Source organism: Amycolatopsis sp. A133, from assembly GCF_031082405.1.
Classification (GTDB): Bacteria; Actinomycetota; Actinomycetes; order Mycobacteriales; family Pseudonocardiaceae; genus Amycolatopsis.
Map to the genome: position 1 here is coordinate 48843 of NZ_JAVHJU010000033.1, position 16892 is coordinate 65734.

The following is a 16892-nucleotide window of genomic DNA, read 5'->3' on the forward strand; positions in this document are numbered from 1 at the left end:
ACGGCACACCGGCCGCCGCGATCAGGTCGCCGGTCGCACCACGGCCCGGCGCACCACCATCCGCGAGCAGGTCACCGCCCGCAGCGCTGCCCGCGGCACCCGCGCCCGCGTGGGCTTCGGCGTCAGCCATTCGCCGTCGCTCCGAGCTCGAGGTCCGTGAACGAGTACGGCGGCCACGGGCCTGAGCTCTCCACCGTGGCCCCCGCCGCGGTCAGCTCGCGGGCGAACCACGCCACCTCCGCGTGGAACTCCGCTTCCCGGCTCGTCTCCACCAGGTACGCCGTGTGCACCAGCACGCCGTGCGGCCGGGCTCGCTCCACCCGGTCCGCCGCGTGCCGGCGCAACGTCTCCTCGAGCCGTCCCGCCGCACCGGCCACGTCCTCCCGCGCGCGCTGGATCGCCTTCAGCCGCTTGCGCCGTCTGACCAGGTATTGCGTTCCGGTCAGGGCCGCCGGATCCGGCCGGCTGGTCGCCGCGGGCTCGGTGTGGCGGACCCGGACGCCCCACTCGCGGTGCCCGGCCACCTCGTCGAGGCAGTCGCGCGCCTGGTCGTAGCCCGCCGCCAGGAGCCGGCGGGCCGCGTCCTCGCCGTCGAGGACCGTGCCGAACCGCAGCGGGGAGCACGGGTTCGCTGCAGAACACCGCGCGCACCACGGCGTCGTGCTCGCGGGCCAGCTCGGCGAGCGTGCCGTCGACCGGGTCGAGCGGGTCGATGCGGGCCGGCGCCACCTCGGAGACCACCACGCCGAGGTCGCGGTAGCCGATCAACCGCGGAGCCAGGCCGATGTCCAAACCGGACGGACGGTTGCGGGTGATCGCGTACGCGCTCAGCCAGTTTCCGGTGCTCACCGCGGTTCGTCCCTCCCGCCCGGCGCGGGCAGCCGGGCTTCCAATTCGGCGACGCGCGCCGCCAGGCCGGGCGTCTCCAGTTCGGTCCGCGCGGCATTCGGGGCGAAGAACGGATCGTTCGTCCACCAGTCCATGCCCATTTCCCGCGCGGTCTGCGCGGAGGCGATGAACAGCCGGATCCGCAGGGTCAGCAATTCGACGTCGACGACGCTGACGCCGATGTCACCGGCGATGACGACGCCCTTGTCGAGCACGCGTTCCAGGATGTCCGCCAACGAATCGGACGAAGCGGCCAATCGTGTCGACCTTCCTTTCAGGAATCGGTGGAGCCCCGGGTGAACCGCCGCAGCCGTTCGCACGCGCGAAATCCGGGATCCGGGCCAGTTCGACGACGTCGACGAGCACGGACCAGGCCGTCGCCGCTTGAATGGCGTCGGCGGCACGGAGCCGGGAAACGGATTTCTCGGCGGTTTCGGGGGCTTTTTTGTTTTGGGCAGGGAACGGCAGTGGCGATTCCGTCATCGCTTTCCTCGTCACGGGTGGATGCCCACCGTAGCAACACACAGGATCGCGTGCAGCAGCCTCAAGGCAGGGCAATTTTCACCGGTTCGCGGGAACGATTGGGCGATCTGCGGCAACCGGCGGAGGCAAACGGCGCAACAGCGGGACACCCAGCGGAACCAATTTCCGGAAAACGCCCGTTTGGTTACGATCGAGTAACGTCCACGAGGCGGTAACCCACGCCCCGGACCGTCTCGATGGTGTGGGTGCCGAAGGGTGCGTCGATCTTGCGCCGCAAGTAGCCGATGTAGACCTCGACGACGTTCTCGTCGCCGTCGTAATGCGCGTCCCAGACGTGACCGAGGATCTCGTTCTTCGACAGCGCCGTTCCCGTCCGCCGCAGCAGGAACTCCAGCAACCCGAACTCCCGCGCGGTGAGCTCGATCCGCTTTTGTCCTCTGTGGACGGTACGGGCGGCCGGGTCCAGCCGCAGGTCGCCCGCCTCCAGCACCGCCGGGCGGGCCGGGGCACCGCGGCGCAGCAGCGCCCGCAGCCGGGCAATGAGCACAACGAAGGAGAACGGCTTGGACAGGTAGTCGTCGGCGCCGAGGTCGAACGCGTCGGCTTCGTCGTACTCGCCGTCCTTCGCCGTCAGCATCAGCACCGGCGTCCAGTTCTCCGCCGCCCGCAGGCGTTTGAGCACCTCGTAGCCGGACAGCTCGGGCAGCATGATGTCCAGCACGATGACGTCGTACTCGTGCTCGGTCGCCCGCCACAGGCCCTCGCGACCGGTGGGCGCGATGTCGGCGGTGAAGCCCTCGGCGATCAGGCCCCGACGCAGCGTCTCCGCGAACTCGCGCTCGTCCTCCACGATCAGCAGGCGCACTACTCCTCCTTCGGCAGTTCGATCACCGGCAGCTCGATCACGAACCGCGCGCCCGGCTCGTCCGACGCGGCGTAGCGCGCCCGGCCGCCGTGGCGCGCCGCGATACCGGCCACGATCGGCAGGCCCAACCCGGTCCCGCCGTGCCCGCGCTGCCGCGACGCGTCGAGCCGGACGAACCGTTCGAAGATCCGCTCCCGGTCGGCTTCCCCGACGCCGGGGCCGTCGTCGCTCACCTCGACGACGGCGAGGTCGCCGCGCACCGCGCTGCTGACCCGGATGCGTGAGCGCGCGTGCCCCCGCGCGTTGTCGACCAGGTTGCGCACCGCTCGCCGCAGCTGGGCTTCGCTGCCGTGCACCTTCGCCGGCCCGGCCCGGACCTCGACGTCCACCGCGCTCTCGCCGCGGACCCGCTCGGCCTCGGCGCGGACGATGTCGTCGAGGTCGACCTCGGTGCGCTGCGGCCGGTCGGTCGTGTCGTCGGTGCGGGCCAGCACGAGCAGGTCGTCGACGAGCTCGCGCAGCCGCGCGGTTTCCCGGCCGATCACCGGCACCAGGTCGCCGGTGCTCTCCGGGTGCCGTCCGGAGACGTCGAGGGCGGTGCTGATCGTCGACAGTGGTGAGCGCAGTTCGTGACTGGCGTCCGCGACGAACCGGCGTTGCGCGGCCTGCGCGGATGCGAGCCGGGACAGCATTTCGTTGAGCGTCACGGCCAGGCGGTGCACCTCGTCGCCGCCCGGTGGCAGCGGCACGCGCGCGGCGAGGTCGCGCGTCGAGATTTCCGCGACGGTCCGGCGCATCCGCTCGACCGGCCGCAGCGCCGAGCCGACCGCGCGGTACACCGCGAGCCCGGCGATCGCCAGCAGCGGCACGGCGATCAGGCCGAGCAGCAGCGTCAGCCGCGTCGACGCCTCCGTCACCGGTTCCAGCGAGCGCGCGGAAATCACGGTGAACGGCCCGCCCGGCCCGGTCACCTCCTGCGACACGACGCGGTAGTCGTCGTTGTCACCGTTCAGCCCGAGCGGCAGGGTCTCGACGATCTCGTGCCCGACGACCGGGCGGGCCGTGGTCAGCGGCGGGTGCCCGACGATCGCCGGGTCGCTCGCGATCGGGGTGCCCCGCGCGTCCAGCACCTGCGTGACGGCTTCGGTGTCGCCGGTGCTGGCGACGTCGCTCGCACTCAGGTCGCGCGCGCCCTCCCGGACGAGCTGGATGGCGACCTGCCGCCCGGTGCTGCGGGCACTCTCGGTGACACTGCGATCGAGCGACTCCTCCAGCAGCAGCACGACGACCACACCGGCGGCGGCGATGGCCAGCGCGAGCGCGAACACCGCCACGGCGGTGGTGCGCATCCGGACGCCGGTCGCGGCGATCACCTTGCCCAGTTTCACCAACGCAGCGTAACGACCACCGCGGGTCCCGAACGCCCCAATGTGGCGTTGGTTGCGTCCAACGCACCGAACGCCACATTGGGGCGCTGGCCGGTGGTCAACAGCGGCGGCCGGGGAACGGGTGCGGCCCACGGGCTCACCGGCGGCGGCGCGGGACGGCGAGCCGCTCCCCGCGCAGGCGCTCGACCTCGGTGAGGGGCAGTGGCGACAGCGGGTGACCGATCGTCCAGGCCAGCAGCAGGTCGGCCAGCGCGGGGTTGCGGGCGAGCGCCGGGCCGTGCAGGTAGGTGCCCACGACCCGGTCGGTGACCGCGCCCTCGGTGCCGTCGCCGTTGCCGGTGCCGCGCACGACCCGTCCGAGCGGCTCGCTGCCGGCGCCGAGCTTGCTGACGCCCAGGTGGTTCTCGAACCCCGTCAGCGCTTCACCGTCCAGGAGCCGGGGCGGCGTCGCGACCAGCTCGGCGACCGCGCGCTGTTCGCCGGGTTCGGTGGTGACGTCGAGCAGGCCGAGCCCGTCGTGGTCGACGCCGTCGAGGCCGCGGAAGCGGGTGCCGAGCACCTGCAGGCCGGCGCACACGCCGAACACCACCGCGCCGGCCGCGGCCGCCCGCCGCAGACCCGGGTACCTGCGCAGGTGCGCGGCGGCCAGCACCTGTGCACCGTCCTCGCCGCCGCCGAGCAGGTACAGGTCCAAAGTAGACGGTACCGGGTCGCCGAGCCCGACCGGGACCACCTCGGCGTCGAACCCGCGCCACTGCAGCCGCTTGGCGAGCACCTGCGCGTTGCCGGTGTCGCCGTAGGTGCCCAGCACCTCCGGCAGCAGAAGTCCGATGTGGACGAGGGAGTCACCCACCGGGCAGCCTGCCCACCAGCTCGCGGAACGCGGTGTAGTTGGCGACCAGCTCGACGGCGCCGGGCGGCAGCGCGTCGATCGCGGTGACCGGGTCCGGCTCGGCCCAATGCGCGACTTCGGCGTAGCGGAGCCGCACGGAGAGGTCGGCGCCGCGCTGGCCGGTGACGACCACCTGGCGCCCGCGGAGCCGTTCGAAGTGGACGTCCCACAGCCAGGACAGGTCCCGGCCGTCGGCCTCCTGGGCGTTGACCGCGACGACGACCGGGGTGTCCTCGTCCAGCACACGCAGCGTTTCCACCCAGCCGGCCGGGTTCTTCGCCAGCATCAGCCGGACGGAGTGCCGCGACCGGCGGATCGTCCGGTAGCGGCCGCCGATGTCGGTGATGGTCCGCAGCCGCGCCGCGGCGGTGTGCGGCGGCACACCCAGCCGGTGCGCCGCCGCGAGCGCCAGCGCGGCGTTCGCGCGGTTCACCTCGCCTGGCAGCCGCAGGTCGAGATCCACCTGGCGGCCGCCCGGTGTGCGTACGAGGTCGCCGTCGAGTGTCCAGCCGGGTTCCGGCCGGGTCAGCCCGCACCCGCACTCCCAGTGCCGCTCCCGCGTTTCGACGCGGCCTTCGCAGCGCGGGCACGCCGTCGAGTCACCGGTCCAGCGGGGGCCGGCGCTCACCCACACCGCCTTCGCGGCCGCGCTCGCCGCGGACGTCACCAGCACGTCGTCGCAGTTCGCGACGACGACCGTGCCGGTCAGCCCGGCGATCGCCGCACGCAGTTCCCGTTCCACGGCACGGACTTCGCCGACCCGGTCCAGCTGGTCGCGGCTCAGGTTGAGCAGCACCAGCACCGCGGGCCGGACCTGGTCCGCCACCCACGGCACGTAGGTCTCGTCCACCTCGAGGACCGCGTAGGGCGCGCCGGGGCGGGCGGTCAGCGCGGCGAGGACGCCGTCGGGCATGTTCGCGCCGTCGCTGTTGGCGGCGACCTCGGCCAGCGTTTCCAGCGCGCGGGTGAGCATCAGCGACGTCGTGGTCTTGCCGTTGGTGCCGGTGACGAGCACGACCGTGCGTTCCCGGCCGAGGCGGCGCAGGGCGAGCGGATCGAGGGCCAGCGTGACCCGGCCGCCGATCATGCCGCCGCGGCCGAGCCCCGAGCTGCGGGACAGCCAGGCGGTCAGCCGCCCGGCGGCCACGGACGCGCGGGTGCGGAGGGGGCTTCGGACGGACACCGGCTGGATGCTGCCCGCCGGGCGCTGTGATTTTCCTGAGTCCGTGGCGCGGGTCTCTACAGCGTGACGACGACCTTGCCGTGGACGTGCCGCGCGGCCTGCAGGGCGACGGCGTCACGGATCCGTTCGACCGGGAAGACGGCGGCGACCGGCACGGTGAGCCGGCCGTCGACGATCGCGTCGGCGATCCGCGTCAAGGCGCCGGGTTCGGCGTCGGCGCCCCCGGTGGCGCGCACGCCGCCCGGCGGGTTGGGGCCCGCGGCGATCGTGGCGATCCGTCCGGGCGGGACGCCGAGATCCAGCGCGGCCTCGGCCGTCTCCGTCCCGAAGAGGTCGACGGCCGCGGTGACGCCCAGGTCCCGGACGCGGTCCGCCAGACCGGGCCCGTAGGCGACGGGCTCGGCGCCGAGCTTGCGCAGGAACGGGAAGGTGCCTTCCGAGGCGGTGCCGATCACGGTCGCGCCGGCGAGCCTCGCGAGCTGGACGGCGAAGATGCCGACGCCGCCGGCGGCCCCGCCGACCAGGACGGTGTCCCCGGCCCGCAGGCCGACGGCGGCCAGCGCGGCGGCCGCGGAGGAGCCGGCGACCGGGAGCGTGCTCGCCACTTCGTCGCTGATGCCGTCCGGCGTGGGGAAGAGCGCGTCGGACGCCTTGACGATGACGAAGTCGGCGACGGCCCGACCGAGCGCGCCGCCGTGGACGCGGTCGCCCACGGCGGCCCGCGGCCCGCTTCGTCGACGACACCGGCGAAGTCGTACCCGAAGCCGGACGGCAGGGTGATGCCGAACCGCGCGGCGGCCTCGGGCCGCGAGGCGAGGCCCCAGTCCATCGGGTTCAGCCCGGCGGCGGTGACGCGGACCCGCACCTCCCCGGGGCCGGCGTGCGGCTCCGGGACTTCGCGCAGCTCCAGCACCTCGGGACCGCCGAACCGCTCGTAGACGACGGCTCTGCTCATGGAAACCTCCAGTGATGAGACTTGGTCCCGTCACCGTACACCGGTTGACGGGACCAAGTGCCGTAAAGTTGCGGTCATGGCTCGCTGGGAACCGAACGCACCGGAGCGGCTGAGCAAGGCCGCCCTCGAACTGTTCGCCGAGCGGGGGTACGAGAACACGACGGTGATCGACATCGCGGCGCGCGCGGGGCTGACGAAGAGCACGTTCTTCCGCCACTTCCAGGACAAGCGCGAAGTGCTCTTCGGCGGCAGCACGTTGGCCGGACTGCTCGCCGAGGCGATCGCTTCCGCACCGGCCGCGGCCGGCCCGGTCGAAGCGGTGATCTGCGCGATGGACGCGGCCGGGCGGGAAGCCTTTACGCCTGAGCGGCGGGAGTTCAGCGCGCAGCGGCGGTCGGTGATCGCCGCGCATCCGGAGCTGCAGGAACGTGAGGCCTTGAAGGGGCTGACGATCACGGCGGCGATGACTGAGGCACTGCGGCGGCGGGGGGTTCCCGATCTGACCGCTTGCGTTGTCGCCGAGCTGGGCGGGCTTGCGATGAAGATCGGTTATGAGCGGTGGGTTGAAGCGGAGGCCGGGGACTTCGGCGAGGCCGCGCGGCGGGCTCTCGATGAGGTTCAGGCGGCCATCGCACGCTGAGTGATCCGCGCGGGTGGATCCGCTTGCCGCACGCCTGCGCGGCGGGCGCAGGGAGTCGCCGGGTTCGAGCGGCAATCACCTTTCCCGCCGCACTTGGGCGGCGCGCGCGTAAGTCGCCGAACCCCGAGCGGCAACCACCCCTCCCGCAGCACTTGGGCGGCGCGCGTAAGTCGCCGGACCCCGTGCGGCAACCACCCATCCCGCGGGGGCGCCCCCCGGGTCCAGCGTATCGGCGCGGCCCGACAACAACGACGGAAAGAACGCCGTCCGAAGCCCGATTGTCCACATTGCGCCCCACCTGTTGACAACCGCTCATCCATTCACGGACATGAACAACTCCCCCCGTCGAACCCGTCGAACGGGCCCGCTCAGCCCTCCGCAACCGCCATAGGTAGGAAACTTAACCATCGGATGTTGAACCAATTAGCTTTCACAACTACTCGCATTGTTCCGAGTCTTTCCAAGATCTACCGCAGATTCATCGGAGGTGTTACCGTCCAACCCCGGCCAGCGGAAAGGCGTTCCGCTGAGCGGGAAAACGTCCAACGGAGGGCAACGTGGGACCGGAGCGCGGGCTGGAACAGAGCGGAACTCTCGAGCGCGGGCTCGCCGTGCTGGAGCACGTGGGGCGGCACCAGGAGATTTCCACCAATGCGATCGCGCGGCAACTGGGGCTTTCCCGCAGTGCCGCCTACCGCATCGTCGGCACCCTGAAGAACCTCGAGTACCTCGAAGCCGACCAGGTCACCGGGCGGGTGCGGCTCGGCACGCGGCTCGTCGAACTGGGGGCCCGGGCGATGGCCGCGACCGATCTGCACCGGTGTGCTCCGCGGTACCTCGCGTCGCTCGCGGAACGGTCCGGGGAGACCACCTACCTCGCCGTTCCCGACAACGACACCATGGTCTACGTCGCCACCGAACGCAGTGCCAGCGCCGTCACCCTCGCGTGCCGGCTCGGGACCCGGCGGCCGCAGCACGCGACGTCGCTCGGGAAGGCCTGGCTCGCCGCGCTGCCGGAGGCCGACCGGTTCGAACGCGTCCGGCGGATGAAGCTGGATCCCCTGACCCTCAAGACCATCAGCGATCCGCACCGGCTGCTCGACGAGCTCGCGAAGACCAGCCGCCGGGGCTGGGCGATCGACGAGGTCGAAAACGAGCCGGACGTCGGCTGCGTCGCCGCCGCCGTGCGGGACCACTCGGGACGGCCGATCGCCGCCATCAGCATTGCCGGGCCCGCGCCGCGCGTGCTGCGCCGGCTCGACGAACTCGGGGCCTCCGTGGCCGGGACCGCCGCCGCCCTGTCACTGCGGCTCGGCTACGTCCGGGGCCGGCCGGCCTGATCACCCGAACCCGGCGAAGGAGCCGACCGTGACCTGGATCCAGGACTACCAGCCGGCGGGCGCGCTGTGGGTTTCCGCGCTGCTCGCCGCGCTCCCGATCATCGTGCTGCTGGTTTCGCTCGGGGTGATCCGCTTCTCCGCGCACCTTTCCGCGGCGCTGGCGCTGGTCACCGCGCTCGGCGTCGCCCTGCTGCTGTACCGGATGCCGGTCGCGCTCGCGTTCGACTCCGCGGCCATGGGTGTCGTGTTCGGCGGGTGGTCGGTCGCCTGGATCGCCTTCCACGCCGTGTACTTCCACAACGTCACGGTCGCCACCGGGCGGTTCGACGCGATCAAGCGGGTCCTCGCCGGGTTCAGCGAGGACCGGCGGCTGCAGGCGCTGCTCATCGCGTTCAGCTTCGGCGCCCTGCTCGAAGGCGTCGCCGGCGGCGGGTCGCCGATCGCGATCACCGCGGCGATGATGGCCGCGCTCGGGTTCCCGCCGGTGAAGGCCGTCGTGCTGGCGCTGCTGGCGAACACCGCGCCGGTGGCGTTCGGCGGGCTCGGCAACCCGCTGATCGTGCTCGGCAGGCTGACCGCGCCGATCATGCACCTCAAGCAGGACCAGGCCACCGAGCTGTTTTCGGCGGCGGTCGGCCGTCAGGTGCCGGTGCTGGCGCTGATCATCCCGGCGTTCCTGGTCGTGGTCCTGGCCGGCTGGAAGCGCATGCTCGAGGTGTGGCCGGCGGTGCTGACCGCCGGACTCGCGTTCGCGGCCATGCAGTTCGTCGCGTCCAACTACATCAGCGCCAGCCTCGTCGACGTCCTCGCGGCGCTCACCGCCATGGCCGCGCTGTGGATCCTGACCCGGTTCTGGCAACCCGCGACGGTGTGGCGCTTCGAAGGCGAGGAAGCCGTTCCGGCCAGGAGCCTCGGCGCCGCCCAGGCCGAGCGCGGCGCGCTGTACGCGTGGATGCCCTACATCGTCCTGATCCTGGCGATCTTCCTGTCGCGGATCGGCACGATCTTCAAGAACCTGCCGGTGTGGCTGGACCTGACCAAGCTGCTGCACAAGGCCGACTGGATCTTCGCGTGGCCGGGGCTGCACAACCACGTCGTGCAGCACCCGCCGATCACGGCGAAGAACGCACCGTACGCGGCGACGCTGACCGTCGACTTCCTGTTCTCACCGGGCACGGTCGCGCTGATCGCCGCGGTGATCGCCGGGTTCGCGATGGGCGCGCGGCCGAAGCTGCTGCTGACGACGTACCGGAAGACGCTGCACCAGATGCGGTGGGCGCTCGCGACGATCTTCACGATCCTGGCGATCGCGTTCGTCATGAACTACTCGGGCGCGACGCAGACGCTGGGCCTGGCCCTGGCGACGACCGGCGTGGCCTTCCCGCTGTTCTCGGCGTACATCGGCTGGCTGGGCGTGTTCCTGACCGGATCGGACGCGTCGACGAACAGCCTGTTCGGCCCGATGCAGGTGATCTCGGCCCAGCAGCTGAACCTGAACCCGATCCTGGCGGGCGCGACGAACACGTCCGGCGGCGTGATGGGCAAGATGATCTCGCCGCAGAACCTGTCGATCGGCGCGACGGCGATCGGCCAGAGCGGCAAGGAGGGCTCGCTGCTGCGCCAGACGTTCCTGTGGTCGCTGCTGCTGACCGCGGTGGTCGGCGTGATTTCGCTCCTCCAGGCGACGATCCTGACGGCGATGATCCCGTCGCCCTAGGCTGGCCGGCATGAGTGAGTCACTGGCGTCCTTCGGCTACGAGCTGGGCCTGCTCAAACGCGTCCGGCGGTCGGGGTGGTGGCACGCGGGGGTCCGCGACCCGGAATCGGTCGGCGAGCACAGCCTGCGCGCGGCCCAGCTGGCGGCGCTGATCGCGGCGGAGGAGGGCGCGGCACCGGAGCGGGCGGCGTTCCTCGCGCTGTGGCACGACACGCAGGAGACGCGCACGGGCGACCTGCCGCTGACGGCCGGGGACTACCTGCGCAAGCCGGAGCCACGGGAGATCACCGCCGACCAGACGGCGGCCCTTCCGGAGCGCTCCCGCGACCTGGTCCGGACGGCGGTGGACGAGTACGAGACGCGGGAATCGGCGGAAGCGTTGTGCGCGAAGGACGCGGACAAGCTGGAGATGCTGCTGCAGGCGCTGGAATACCGGGACGTCGGCGTGCGGCCGGTCGACGAGTGGATCGAATCGGCTCGGAAGGGGCTCAAGACGGAGACGGCGCGGAAGATCGCCGAAGCGGCGTTGACGCTGTCGCCGCTCTCCTGGCGGGGCCGCTAGCCGGCGACGGCCGTCGCGCGGTGCAGCAGCAGGGCGCGCTCGCGGGCGTTCTCCGTCATCTCCGCCGCCCGCCGGAACTCCTGCTCGGCCTCCTCGAAGCGGCCCAGTTTCTCCAGCAGGTCACCCCGGACGCTCGGCAGCAAGTGGTAGTCCTTCAACGCCGGATCGTCGGCGACCGCGTCGACCACTTCCAGGCCCGCTGACGGCCCGTACGCCATCGCCACCGCGACCCCGCGGTTCAGCTCGATCACCGGGGACGGCTGGAGCTTGCCGAGGCCTTCGTACAGCGCCGCGATCCGCGTCCAGTCCGTCTCCTCCGGCGTCCGCGCCCGGGCGTGGCAGGCCGCGATCGCCGCCTGGGCGGAGTACGGGCCGTACGCGCCTTCCGCGATCTGCTCGGACAGGGACAGCGCCGCGAGGCCGTGCTGGATCAGCAGCCGGTCCCAGCGGGAGCGGTCCTGGTCCAGCAGCAGCACCGGCTCGCCGTTCGGGCCGGTGCGGGCCTTCGCGCGGGACGCCTGGAGCTCCATCAGCGCGACCAAGCCGTGGACCTCCGACTCGCCCGGCATCAGCCCGGCGAGCACGCGGCCGAGCCGCATCGCCTCCTCGCAGAGCGCCGGCCGCATCCAGTCGTCGCCGCGGGTGGCCGAGTAGCCCTCGTTGAAGACCAGGTAGACGACCTCGAGCACGGACGACAGCCGGGCGACGCGCTCGTCGCCCTCCGGCACCTCGAAGGGCACCTTCGCCGCGGCGAGGGCCTTCTTCGCCCGCACGATGCGCTGGGCGATCGTCGATTCGCGGACCAGGAAGGCGCGCGCGATCTCGTCGGTGGTCAGACCGCCGAGCATCCGCAACGTCAGCGCGACCCGCGCCTGCGTGTTCAGCACCGGGTGGCAGGCGACGAAGAGCAGGCGGAGGACGTCGTCCTCGATGTGGTCGTCGAGCGCGGCGTCGAAGTCCGGCAGCACGCCTTCGCCGAGCTGCTGGTCGCGCCCCACTTCCTCGAGCTTTTCCGCGTACCGCTCGTTGCGGCGGAACAGGTCGATCGCCCGGCGCTTGGCGGTGGTCATCAGCCACGCGCCGGGGTTGCGGGGCACGCCGGACTCCGGCCACTGCTCCAGCGCGTTGACCAAGGCGTCCTGCGCCAGCTCTTCGGCGAGACCGACGTCGCCGCGGGCCATCCGGGCCAGGCCCGCGATGAGCCGCGGCGATTCGATCCGCCAGACCGCCTCTACCGTGCTCCGGGTGTCCGCAACCGTCACCCGGCCATCAGACAGGGTGATCAGCCGCGGTGCAACCCACTACTCGCTGATCGGGCGGATCTCCAGCACACCGCCCTTCGCCTCCGGGTTGGGCGCCTGCTTCATCAGCGCGACGACCTCCTCGAGCGATTCGCCGTTGAGCACCCAGAACCCGGCGATCAGTTCCTTCGTCTCCGCGAAGGGTCCGTCGATGACCTTCGGCTCGGCGTCGCCCTCGAAGACGACACGCACGCCCTCCGCGCTCGACGTCAGGCCCTCGGCGAGCACGATCCGGCCCTCGCCGAACAGCCGGTCGTTGAACTGCGCCATCTCGGCCAGCTCGCCGGCGCTGGGCTGGAACCCGGCCGCCTCGGACTCGGCGCTGGCCTTGACCATCACCATGAACCGCATCACGCCTCCCCGGCGCCCTGCGTGCGAAGCCGTCCCTCCAGTGCTTCCACCTCGGGCGTCATGTTCTCGAAGTCGGACGCCTCGGCGACGCGGCGGATCTCGACCTCGCCGGCTTGGCCGTCGGGGTTGGGCATCCGCTTGATCCACTCGATGCACTCTTCGCGGTCGCGGCACTGCAGGATCCAGAAACCGCCGACGAGCTCCTTGGTCTCGGCGAACGGGCCGTCGACGACCTTGGGCTCCTCGGTGCCGGAGAAGACGACCCGCGCGCCCTGCGAACTCGGCGTGAGGCCCTCGCCGGCGAGCAGGATGCCGGCCTTGACCATTTCCTCGTTGAACTTGCCCATCTCGGCCAGCAGCTCGGCGCTCGGGCCCTCGCCCGCCTCGGACTCTTCGTTCGTCTTGACGATCACCATGAACCGCACAGCGGTCTCCTCTCGGTCGGTCCTGCCTACGCGTCGAACGGCCGGGCGCCGGATCGACAGGCGCCGCCGAAAATCTTCAGCGCCGGAAAACTAGCAGCTCAGGGCCGATCGGGGGCGACAATTCGGACAGGGGAGAATCGTCAGCCGTGGCGGTACTCCCCGACGATCTCTCCTCCGCGCTCGACGACGAGCTGGCCCGGCACCCGGTGGGCCGGCTGACCCAGTCCGTCGACCGGCTCAGCACGCGCTACCGCCAAGGTGACGTGGCGACTTCGCCGATCCTCGGCTCCGAAGCCGACGTAGCTGCGTACGCGGGCTACCGGATGCCGGCGACCTACGCCGCCGTACACGCTGCGCTCGCCGAAGCCGCTTCACGCGCTCCCGGCTTCGAGCCGCGTACGCAGATCGACGTCGGCGGAGGCACCGGTGCCGCGGTGTGGGCCGCGGCGGGCGTGTGGCCGTCCCTGGTGAAGTGCACGGTGCTGGAGCAGGTCGCCGGCGCGATCGGTCTCGGCAAGCGGCTCGCCGCGGGTGCCGCGCTCCCGGCGGTCCGGGGCGCGGAGTGGCGGCGCGGGTTCGTCGACCCCGCCGCGCCGCCCCCGGAAGCGGACCTCGTCACGCTGTCGTACGTGCTCGGCGAGCTGCCGGACACCACGCGCACCGACGTCGTGCGCTGGCTGGCGGCGAAGGCCGGGGCGGTCGCGCTGATCGAGCCGGGCACGCCGGCGGGGTACGAGCGGATCCGCGCCGCACGGGCCCAGCTGATCGAGCTCGGCCTGCACGTCGTCGCGCCCTGCCCGCACGACGCGGCGTGCCCCATCGCGCCCGGCGAGGACTGGTGCCACTTCGCCACCCGGCTCCCGCGCTCGGGCCTGCACCGGAAGCTGAAGGCGGGCACGCTCGGGTTCGAGGACGAGAAGTTCGCGTACGTCGTCGCGACGCGGAGCACGCCGGAGCGCCCGGACGCGCGGATCATCCGGCACCCGAAGAAGCACAAGGGCTGGGTGGCGCTCGACCTGTGCACGGCTTCCGAGGGGCTGAAGCCCGGAGTCGCCGTCTCGAAGAAGCAGGGCCAGCGGTACCGCGCGGCCCGGGACGCCGAATGGGGCGACGGCTGGTCTTCCGCCTGACCCGGTGGCAGGGTGGCTGCCCATGGGGAGAGTCATCGCGGAAATCAGCATGTCGGCGGACGGCGTCGTCGCCGGTCCGGACACCAGCACCGAACACCGCCTCGGCAAGGACGGCGGCCTGCTGCACGAGTGGATGTTCGAGGGCACCGGCACCGACGGCGAGATCGCGGCGAAGCTGTTCGACGGCACGGGCGCGTTCGTGGTCGGCCGCACGCTGTTCGACGTCGGCGTGGAGCCGTGGGGCGATGACGGCACGTTCGAGAAGCCGGTGTTCGTCGTGACGAACCGGCCGCACGAACCGGTCGTCAAGGGCCCGACGAGGTTCACGTTCGTCACCGACGGCCCGCAAAGTGCCCTGAAGCAGGCGAAAGCCGCGGCGGGCGACGAGAACGTCGTCCTGCTGCGCAGCGGCACGACCCCGCGCCAGCCCCTCCCGGCCGCGCTGGTCGACGAGCCCCCGCCGGTACGTCGTCCCGCTGCTGTTCAACGCCGACGCCGGCCGGCACGTGATGCCGCACTGAACTAAGGCATCCGGACCGTCCGCAGGAACGCCGGCAGCAGCCACGGCCGCGGGCCGCCGATCCGCACGCCGCCGATCAGCACCGCGTGGACGCGGGAGATCCGGCCGAACATCATCGGTACCAGCACCGATGGGTCGAAGCGCAGCCGGACGTCCGCCGTGCCGTCCGGCTGCTCGTACCGCAGCCTTCCGTGCTGCAACGCCAGCACCGCCGGTTTTGTGTGCGCCGACCGGAACTCGACCGCGATGCGGCGGGGTGACGGCGTTGCGTCGTCGAGGAGGTGGCCCATGTCGTTGCGCACCATGCCGAACAGGAACAGCTCCAGGAACAGCGCCTCGAGCCGGGCCGGGATGCGCCACGGCTGCCCGAGCGCGCGGGCGATGTCGAGGCCGTGGATCAGCATCTCGTTGACCAGGTGCGCGAGGACGCCCGCGACCGGCACGCGGGAGCCGCCCAGCCACCACACCGGCTTCTCCGGGTCGAGGTCCGCGCTGACCAGGAGCACCTCGGCGATGTCCGCGCGCAGCCGCGCGGCGAGCCGGACGGGGTCGCGCTCCGGGTAGAGCTCCAGCGCCAGCGCGTTCATGCCGGCGATCGTGTCGACGCTCGCCGCGTCGATCGGGTCTTCGAGGCCCGGCAGCGGGAGCGGGCCGCCGTCGCCGCGGATCATCGCCGTGTACATCAGCGCGATCATCCCCACGTGCGACGCCGCTTCGGCGATCGACCACTCGCCCAGCGCCTTCGCGTGCGGGTCCGGCACCCCGGTCAGCAGGTCCGCGAACCGGCCGCCGACCTCCGGCAGGGCTGCGCGCACCGACTCCCACTGTTCGACCGTCACGGCTTCCGACGCTAACCCGCCGGTACGCCGCCCCGGACCTTCGAAGGTGCGGTTATCTTCGGCGCATGGCCCGGATCCTGCCCCGGTCGACCCGGTGGCGGGTCGCCCTCTTCGCCGCCCTCGCGTCGGCGCTCGTGCTCGGCCTCGGGTCGTACTGGTTCGTGCAGTCACTGCGAAGCGGGCTGGAACTCGCCGCGGTGCGGGTCGCCAACGAAAAGGTCGCCGCCGTTGCGGGCCTGCTCGAGGCCGGCGTGTCGCCGGCCGACGTGGCCCGCCAGCTCGACTACGGCGGCTACGAGATCACCCTCGGCAAGGGGAAGGACAGCGGCTGCCCGGAGAACCTGGACCAGGGCGGGACCCTCATCGAGGACAAGGCGATGGTCTACGGCCCCGGCTGCGTGGTGGGGTTGCCGTTCCCGATCGAAGGCGGCACCGAATCGGTCACCGGGACCAAGGGCGGGAAGTACTTCGTCAGGGCGCAGACCGCGCTCGACCCGGTCGGCCTCGAAACCGTGGCCAACGCCGAGCACGTCCTGTGGGGCGCGGTGCCCACGGCGGCGCTGCTCATCGGCGCCGTCGCCTGGTTCGCCGTGCGGCGGTCGCTGCGCGCGGTCGGCGCCATCCGCGCCGAGGTCGACGGGATCCGCGCGCGGGACCTCGGCCGCCGCGTGCCGGTGCCCGACTCCGGTGACGAGATCACCCAGCTCGCCGTGACGATGAACGAGATGCTGGCGCGGCTCGACCGGTCGGCGCAGCGGCAGAGCCAGTTCACCGCGGACGCGTCGCACGAACTGCGCACCCCGCTGGCGTCGATGCGCACCCAGCTCGAGGTCCAGCTCGCCCACCCCGACCGGCTCGACTGGCGCCACAGCTTCGAAAACGCCGTGCTGGACGTGTCGCGGATGGAGGCCCTCACCGGGGACCTGCTGCTGCTCAGCAAGCTGGACGCCGACCAGCCGGCCGGGACCGCGCGGATCGCGCTGGCGGACCTCGTCCGCGAACACGTCGCCGCGCGGCTCCCCCGTGACGGCATCGAAGTGCGCACGGAAATCCACGCAGGTCCGGTGGTCCAGGGGCACGCGGGACGGCTGGAGCGCGTGCTGCGCAACCTCGTCGACAACGCCGAGCGGCACGCCAGCAGCCGGGTGACGATCACGCTCACCGCGGACGACGGCCACGGCGTGCTGACCGTCCGGGACGACGGCCCCGGCATCCCGGCCGAACACCGCGAGCGCGTCTTCGACCGGTTCGTCCGGCTCGACGACGACCGCGCGCGCGAAGACGACGGCGGTTCCGGGCTGGGCCTGGCGATCGCCGCGGAGATCGCGCGGACGTACGGCGGCACGCTGCGCGTCGCCGAGAGCAGGTCCGGCGCCCGCCTGGAGCTGCGCTTACCGCTTGCCTGAAGACTTC

The 16892-nt window shown here is 72.1% G+C and carries 17 protein-coding genes and 1 pseudogene; 7 read left to right on the forward strand and 11 right to left on the reverse strand.

The window, feature by feature from the left end; genetic code table 11:
* Nucleotides 1-122 precede the first annotated feature (122 nt).
* The 7 genes and pseudogenes from Q5425_RS21670 to Q5425_RS21700 form a co-directional block, all read right to left on the reverse strand.
* Entirely contained in the window at nt 123-614 is a 492-nt protein-coding gene (locus Q5425_RS21670) for a GvpL/GvpF family gas vesicle protein (protein ID WP_308674150.1), read from the reverse strand.
* 231 nt (nt 615-845) lie between these two features.
* Nucleotides 846-1145 (reverse strand): gas vesicle protein, encoded by a 300-nt coding sequence (locus tag Q5425_RS21675; protein ID WP_308674093.1) that lies wholly within the window; start codon nt 1143-1145, stop codon nt 846-848.
* Between the two features lie 410 nt (nt 1146-1555).
* Complete coding sequence (locus tag Q5425_RS21680; protein ID WP_308674094.1) at nt 1556-2236, reverse strand: response regulator transcription factor; 681 nt, start codon at nt 2234-2236, stop codon at nt 1556-1558.
* Complete coding sequence (locus Q5425_RS21685) at nt 2236-3624, reverse strand: ATP-binding protein (protein ID WP_308674095.1); 1389 nt, start codon at nt 3622-3624, stop codon at nt 2236-2238. The genes Q5425_RS21680 and Q5425_RS21685 overlap by 1 nt, the downstream gene beginning before the upstream one ends.
* A gap of 136 nt (nt 3625-3760) precedes the next feature.
* Nucleotides 3761-4477: a glutamine amidotransferase gene (locus tag Q5425_RS21690; protein ID WP_308674096.1), complete on the reverse strand. Its 717-nt coding sequence runs from the start codon at nt 4475-4477 to the stop codon at nt 3761-3763.
* Nucleotides 4470-5663 (reverse strand): MurT ligase domain-containing protein, encoded by a 1194-nt coding sequence (locus Q5425_RS21695; protein WP_308674151.1) that lies wholly within the window; start codon nt 5661-5663, stop codon nt 4470-4472. Before Q5425_RS21695 ends, Q5425_RS21690 begins: the two co-directional genes overlap by 8 nt.
* A gap of 92 nt (nt 5664-5755) precedes the next feature.
* Nucleotides 5756-6654, reverse strand: a pseudogene (locus Q5425_RS21700) (NADP-dependent oxidoreductase).
* 76 nt (nt 6655-6730) lie between these two features.
* Between Q5425_RS21700 and Q5425_RS21705 the strand changes: the two are divergent.
* The 4 genes from Q5425_RS21705 (at nt 6731) to Q5425_RS21720 (ending at nt 10913) form a co-directional block, all read left to right on the forward strand.
* Nucleotides 6731-7294, forward strand: coding sequence for a TetR family transcriptional regulator (locus tag Q5425_RS21705; protein WP_308674097.1), 564 nt, complete (start codon nt 6731-6733; stop codon nt 7292-7294).
* Nucleotides 7295-7851: 557 nt separating this feature from the next.
* Nucleotides 7852-8634: an IclR family transcriptional regulator gene (locus tag Q5425_RS21710; protein WP_308674098.1), complete on the forward strand. Its 783-nt coding sequence runs from the start codon at nt 7852-7854 to the stop codon at nt 8632-8634.
* 28 nt (nt 8635-8662) lie between these two features.
* Entirely contained in the window at nt 8663-10351 is a 1689-nt protein-coding gene (locus Q5425_RS21715) for an L-lactate permease (protein ID WP_308674099.1), read from the forward strand.
* A 10-nt stretch (nt 10352-10361) separates the two neighbouring features.
* A complete protein-coding gene (locus Q5425_RS21720) occupies nt 10362-10913 on the forward strand; it encodes an HD domain-containing protein (RefSeq protein ID WP_308674100.1) in 552 nt (183 codons plus the stop codon).
* Here Q5425_RS21720 and Q5425_RS21725 read toward each other — a convergent pair.
* Genes Q5425_RS21725 through Q5425_RS21735 form a run of 3 tightly spaced genes read right to left on the reverse strand, consistent with a single transcriptional unit; the run spans nt 10910 to nt 12990 of the window.
* Nucleotides 10910-12175, reverse strand: coding sequence for an RNA polymerase sigma factor (locus Q5425_RS21725; RefSeq protein ID WP_308674101.1), 1266 nt, complete (start codon nt 12173-12175; stop codon nt 10910-10912). The genes Q5425_RS21720 and Q5425_RS21725 overlap by 4 nt on opposite strands.
* A gap of 39 nt (nt 12176-12214) precedes the next feature.
* Entirely contained in the window at nt 12215-12565 is a 351-nt protein-coding gene (locus tag Q5425_RS21730; RefSeq protein WP_308674102.1) for a YciI family protein, read from the reverse strand.
* A complete protein-coding gene (locus Q5425_RS21735) occupies nt 12565-12990 on the reverse strand; it encodes a YciI family protein (RefSeq protein WP_308674103.1) in 426 nt (141 codons plus the stop codon). The genes Q5425_RS21730 and Q5425_RS21735 overlap by 1 nt, the downstream gene beginning before the upstream one ends.
* A gap of 146 nt (nt 12991-13136) precedes the next feature.
* Between Q5425_RS21735 and Q5425_RS21740 the strand changes: the two genes are divergently transcribed.
* Both Q5425_RS21740 and Q5425_RS21745 read left to right on the forward strand, forming a co-directional pair.
* Nucleotides 13137-14120: a small ribosomal subunit Rsm22 family protein gene (locus Q5425_RS21740; RefSeq protein ID WP_308674104.1), complete on the forward strand. Its 984-nt coding sequence runs from the start codon at nt 13137-13139 to the stop codon at nt 14118-14120.
* Nucleotides 14121-14142: 22 nt separating this feature from the next.
* Nucleotides 14143-14646 carry a dihydrofolate reductase family protein gene (locus Q5425_RS21745; RefSeq protein WP_308674105.1) on the forward strand — a complete coding sequence of 168 codons (504 nt, stop codon included), beginning with the start codon at nt 14143-14145 and terminating at the stop codon, nt 14644-14646.
* Here the strand turns inward: Q5425_RS21745 and Q5425_RS21750 are convergent.
* Nucleotides 14643-15479: a maleylpyruvate isomerase family mycothiol-dependent enzyme gene (locus Q5425_RS21750; RefSeq protein WP_308674106.1), complete on the reverse strand. Its 837-nt coding sequence runs from the start codon at nt 15477-15479 to the stop codon at nt 14643-14645. The two genes, Q5425_RS21745 and Q5425_RS21750, sit on opposite strands and share 4 nt — an antisense overlap.
* Nucleotides 15480-15544: 65 nt before the next feature.
* On the opposite strand from Q5425_RS21750, the gene Q5425_RS21755 reads away from it, so the two are divergent.
* Complete coding sequence (locus Q5425_RS21755; RefSeq protein WP_308674107.1) at nt 15545-16885, forward strand: HAMP domain-containing sensor histidine kinase; 1341 nt, start codon at nt 15545-15547, stop codon at nt 16883-16885.
* Nucleotides 16886-16892: the final 7 nt, after the last annotated feature.

What these genes read in the sequence shown, in the direction of transcription:
- Q5425_RS21745 (WP_308674105.1), top strand. Translation starts at nt 14,143, where the DNA reads ATGGGGAGAGTCATCGCGGAAATCAGCATGTCGGCGGACGGCGTCGTC.
- Q5425_RS21755 (WP_308674107.1), top strand. Translation starts at nt 15,545, where the DNA reads ATGGCCCGGATCCTGCCCCGGTCGACCCGGTGGCGGGTCGCCCTCTTC.
- Q5425_RS21720 (WP_308674100.1), top strand. Translation starts at nt 10,362, where the DNA reads ATGAGTGAGTCACTGGCGTCCTTCGGCTACGAGCTGGGCCTGCTCAAA.
- Q5425_RS21705 (WP_308674097.1), top strand. Translation starts at nt 6,731, where the DNA reads ATGGCTCGCTGGGAACCGAACGCACCGGAGCGGCTGAGCAAGGCCGCC.
- Q5425_RS21730 (WP_308674102.1), bottom strand. Translation starts at nt 12,565, where the DNA reads ATGCGGTTCATGGTGATGGTCAAGGCCAGCGCCGAGTCCGAGGCGGCC.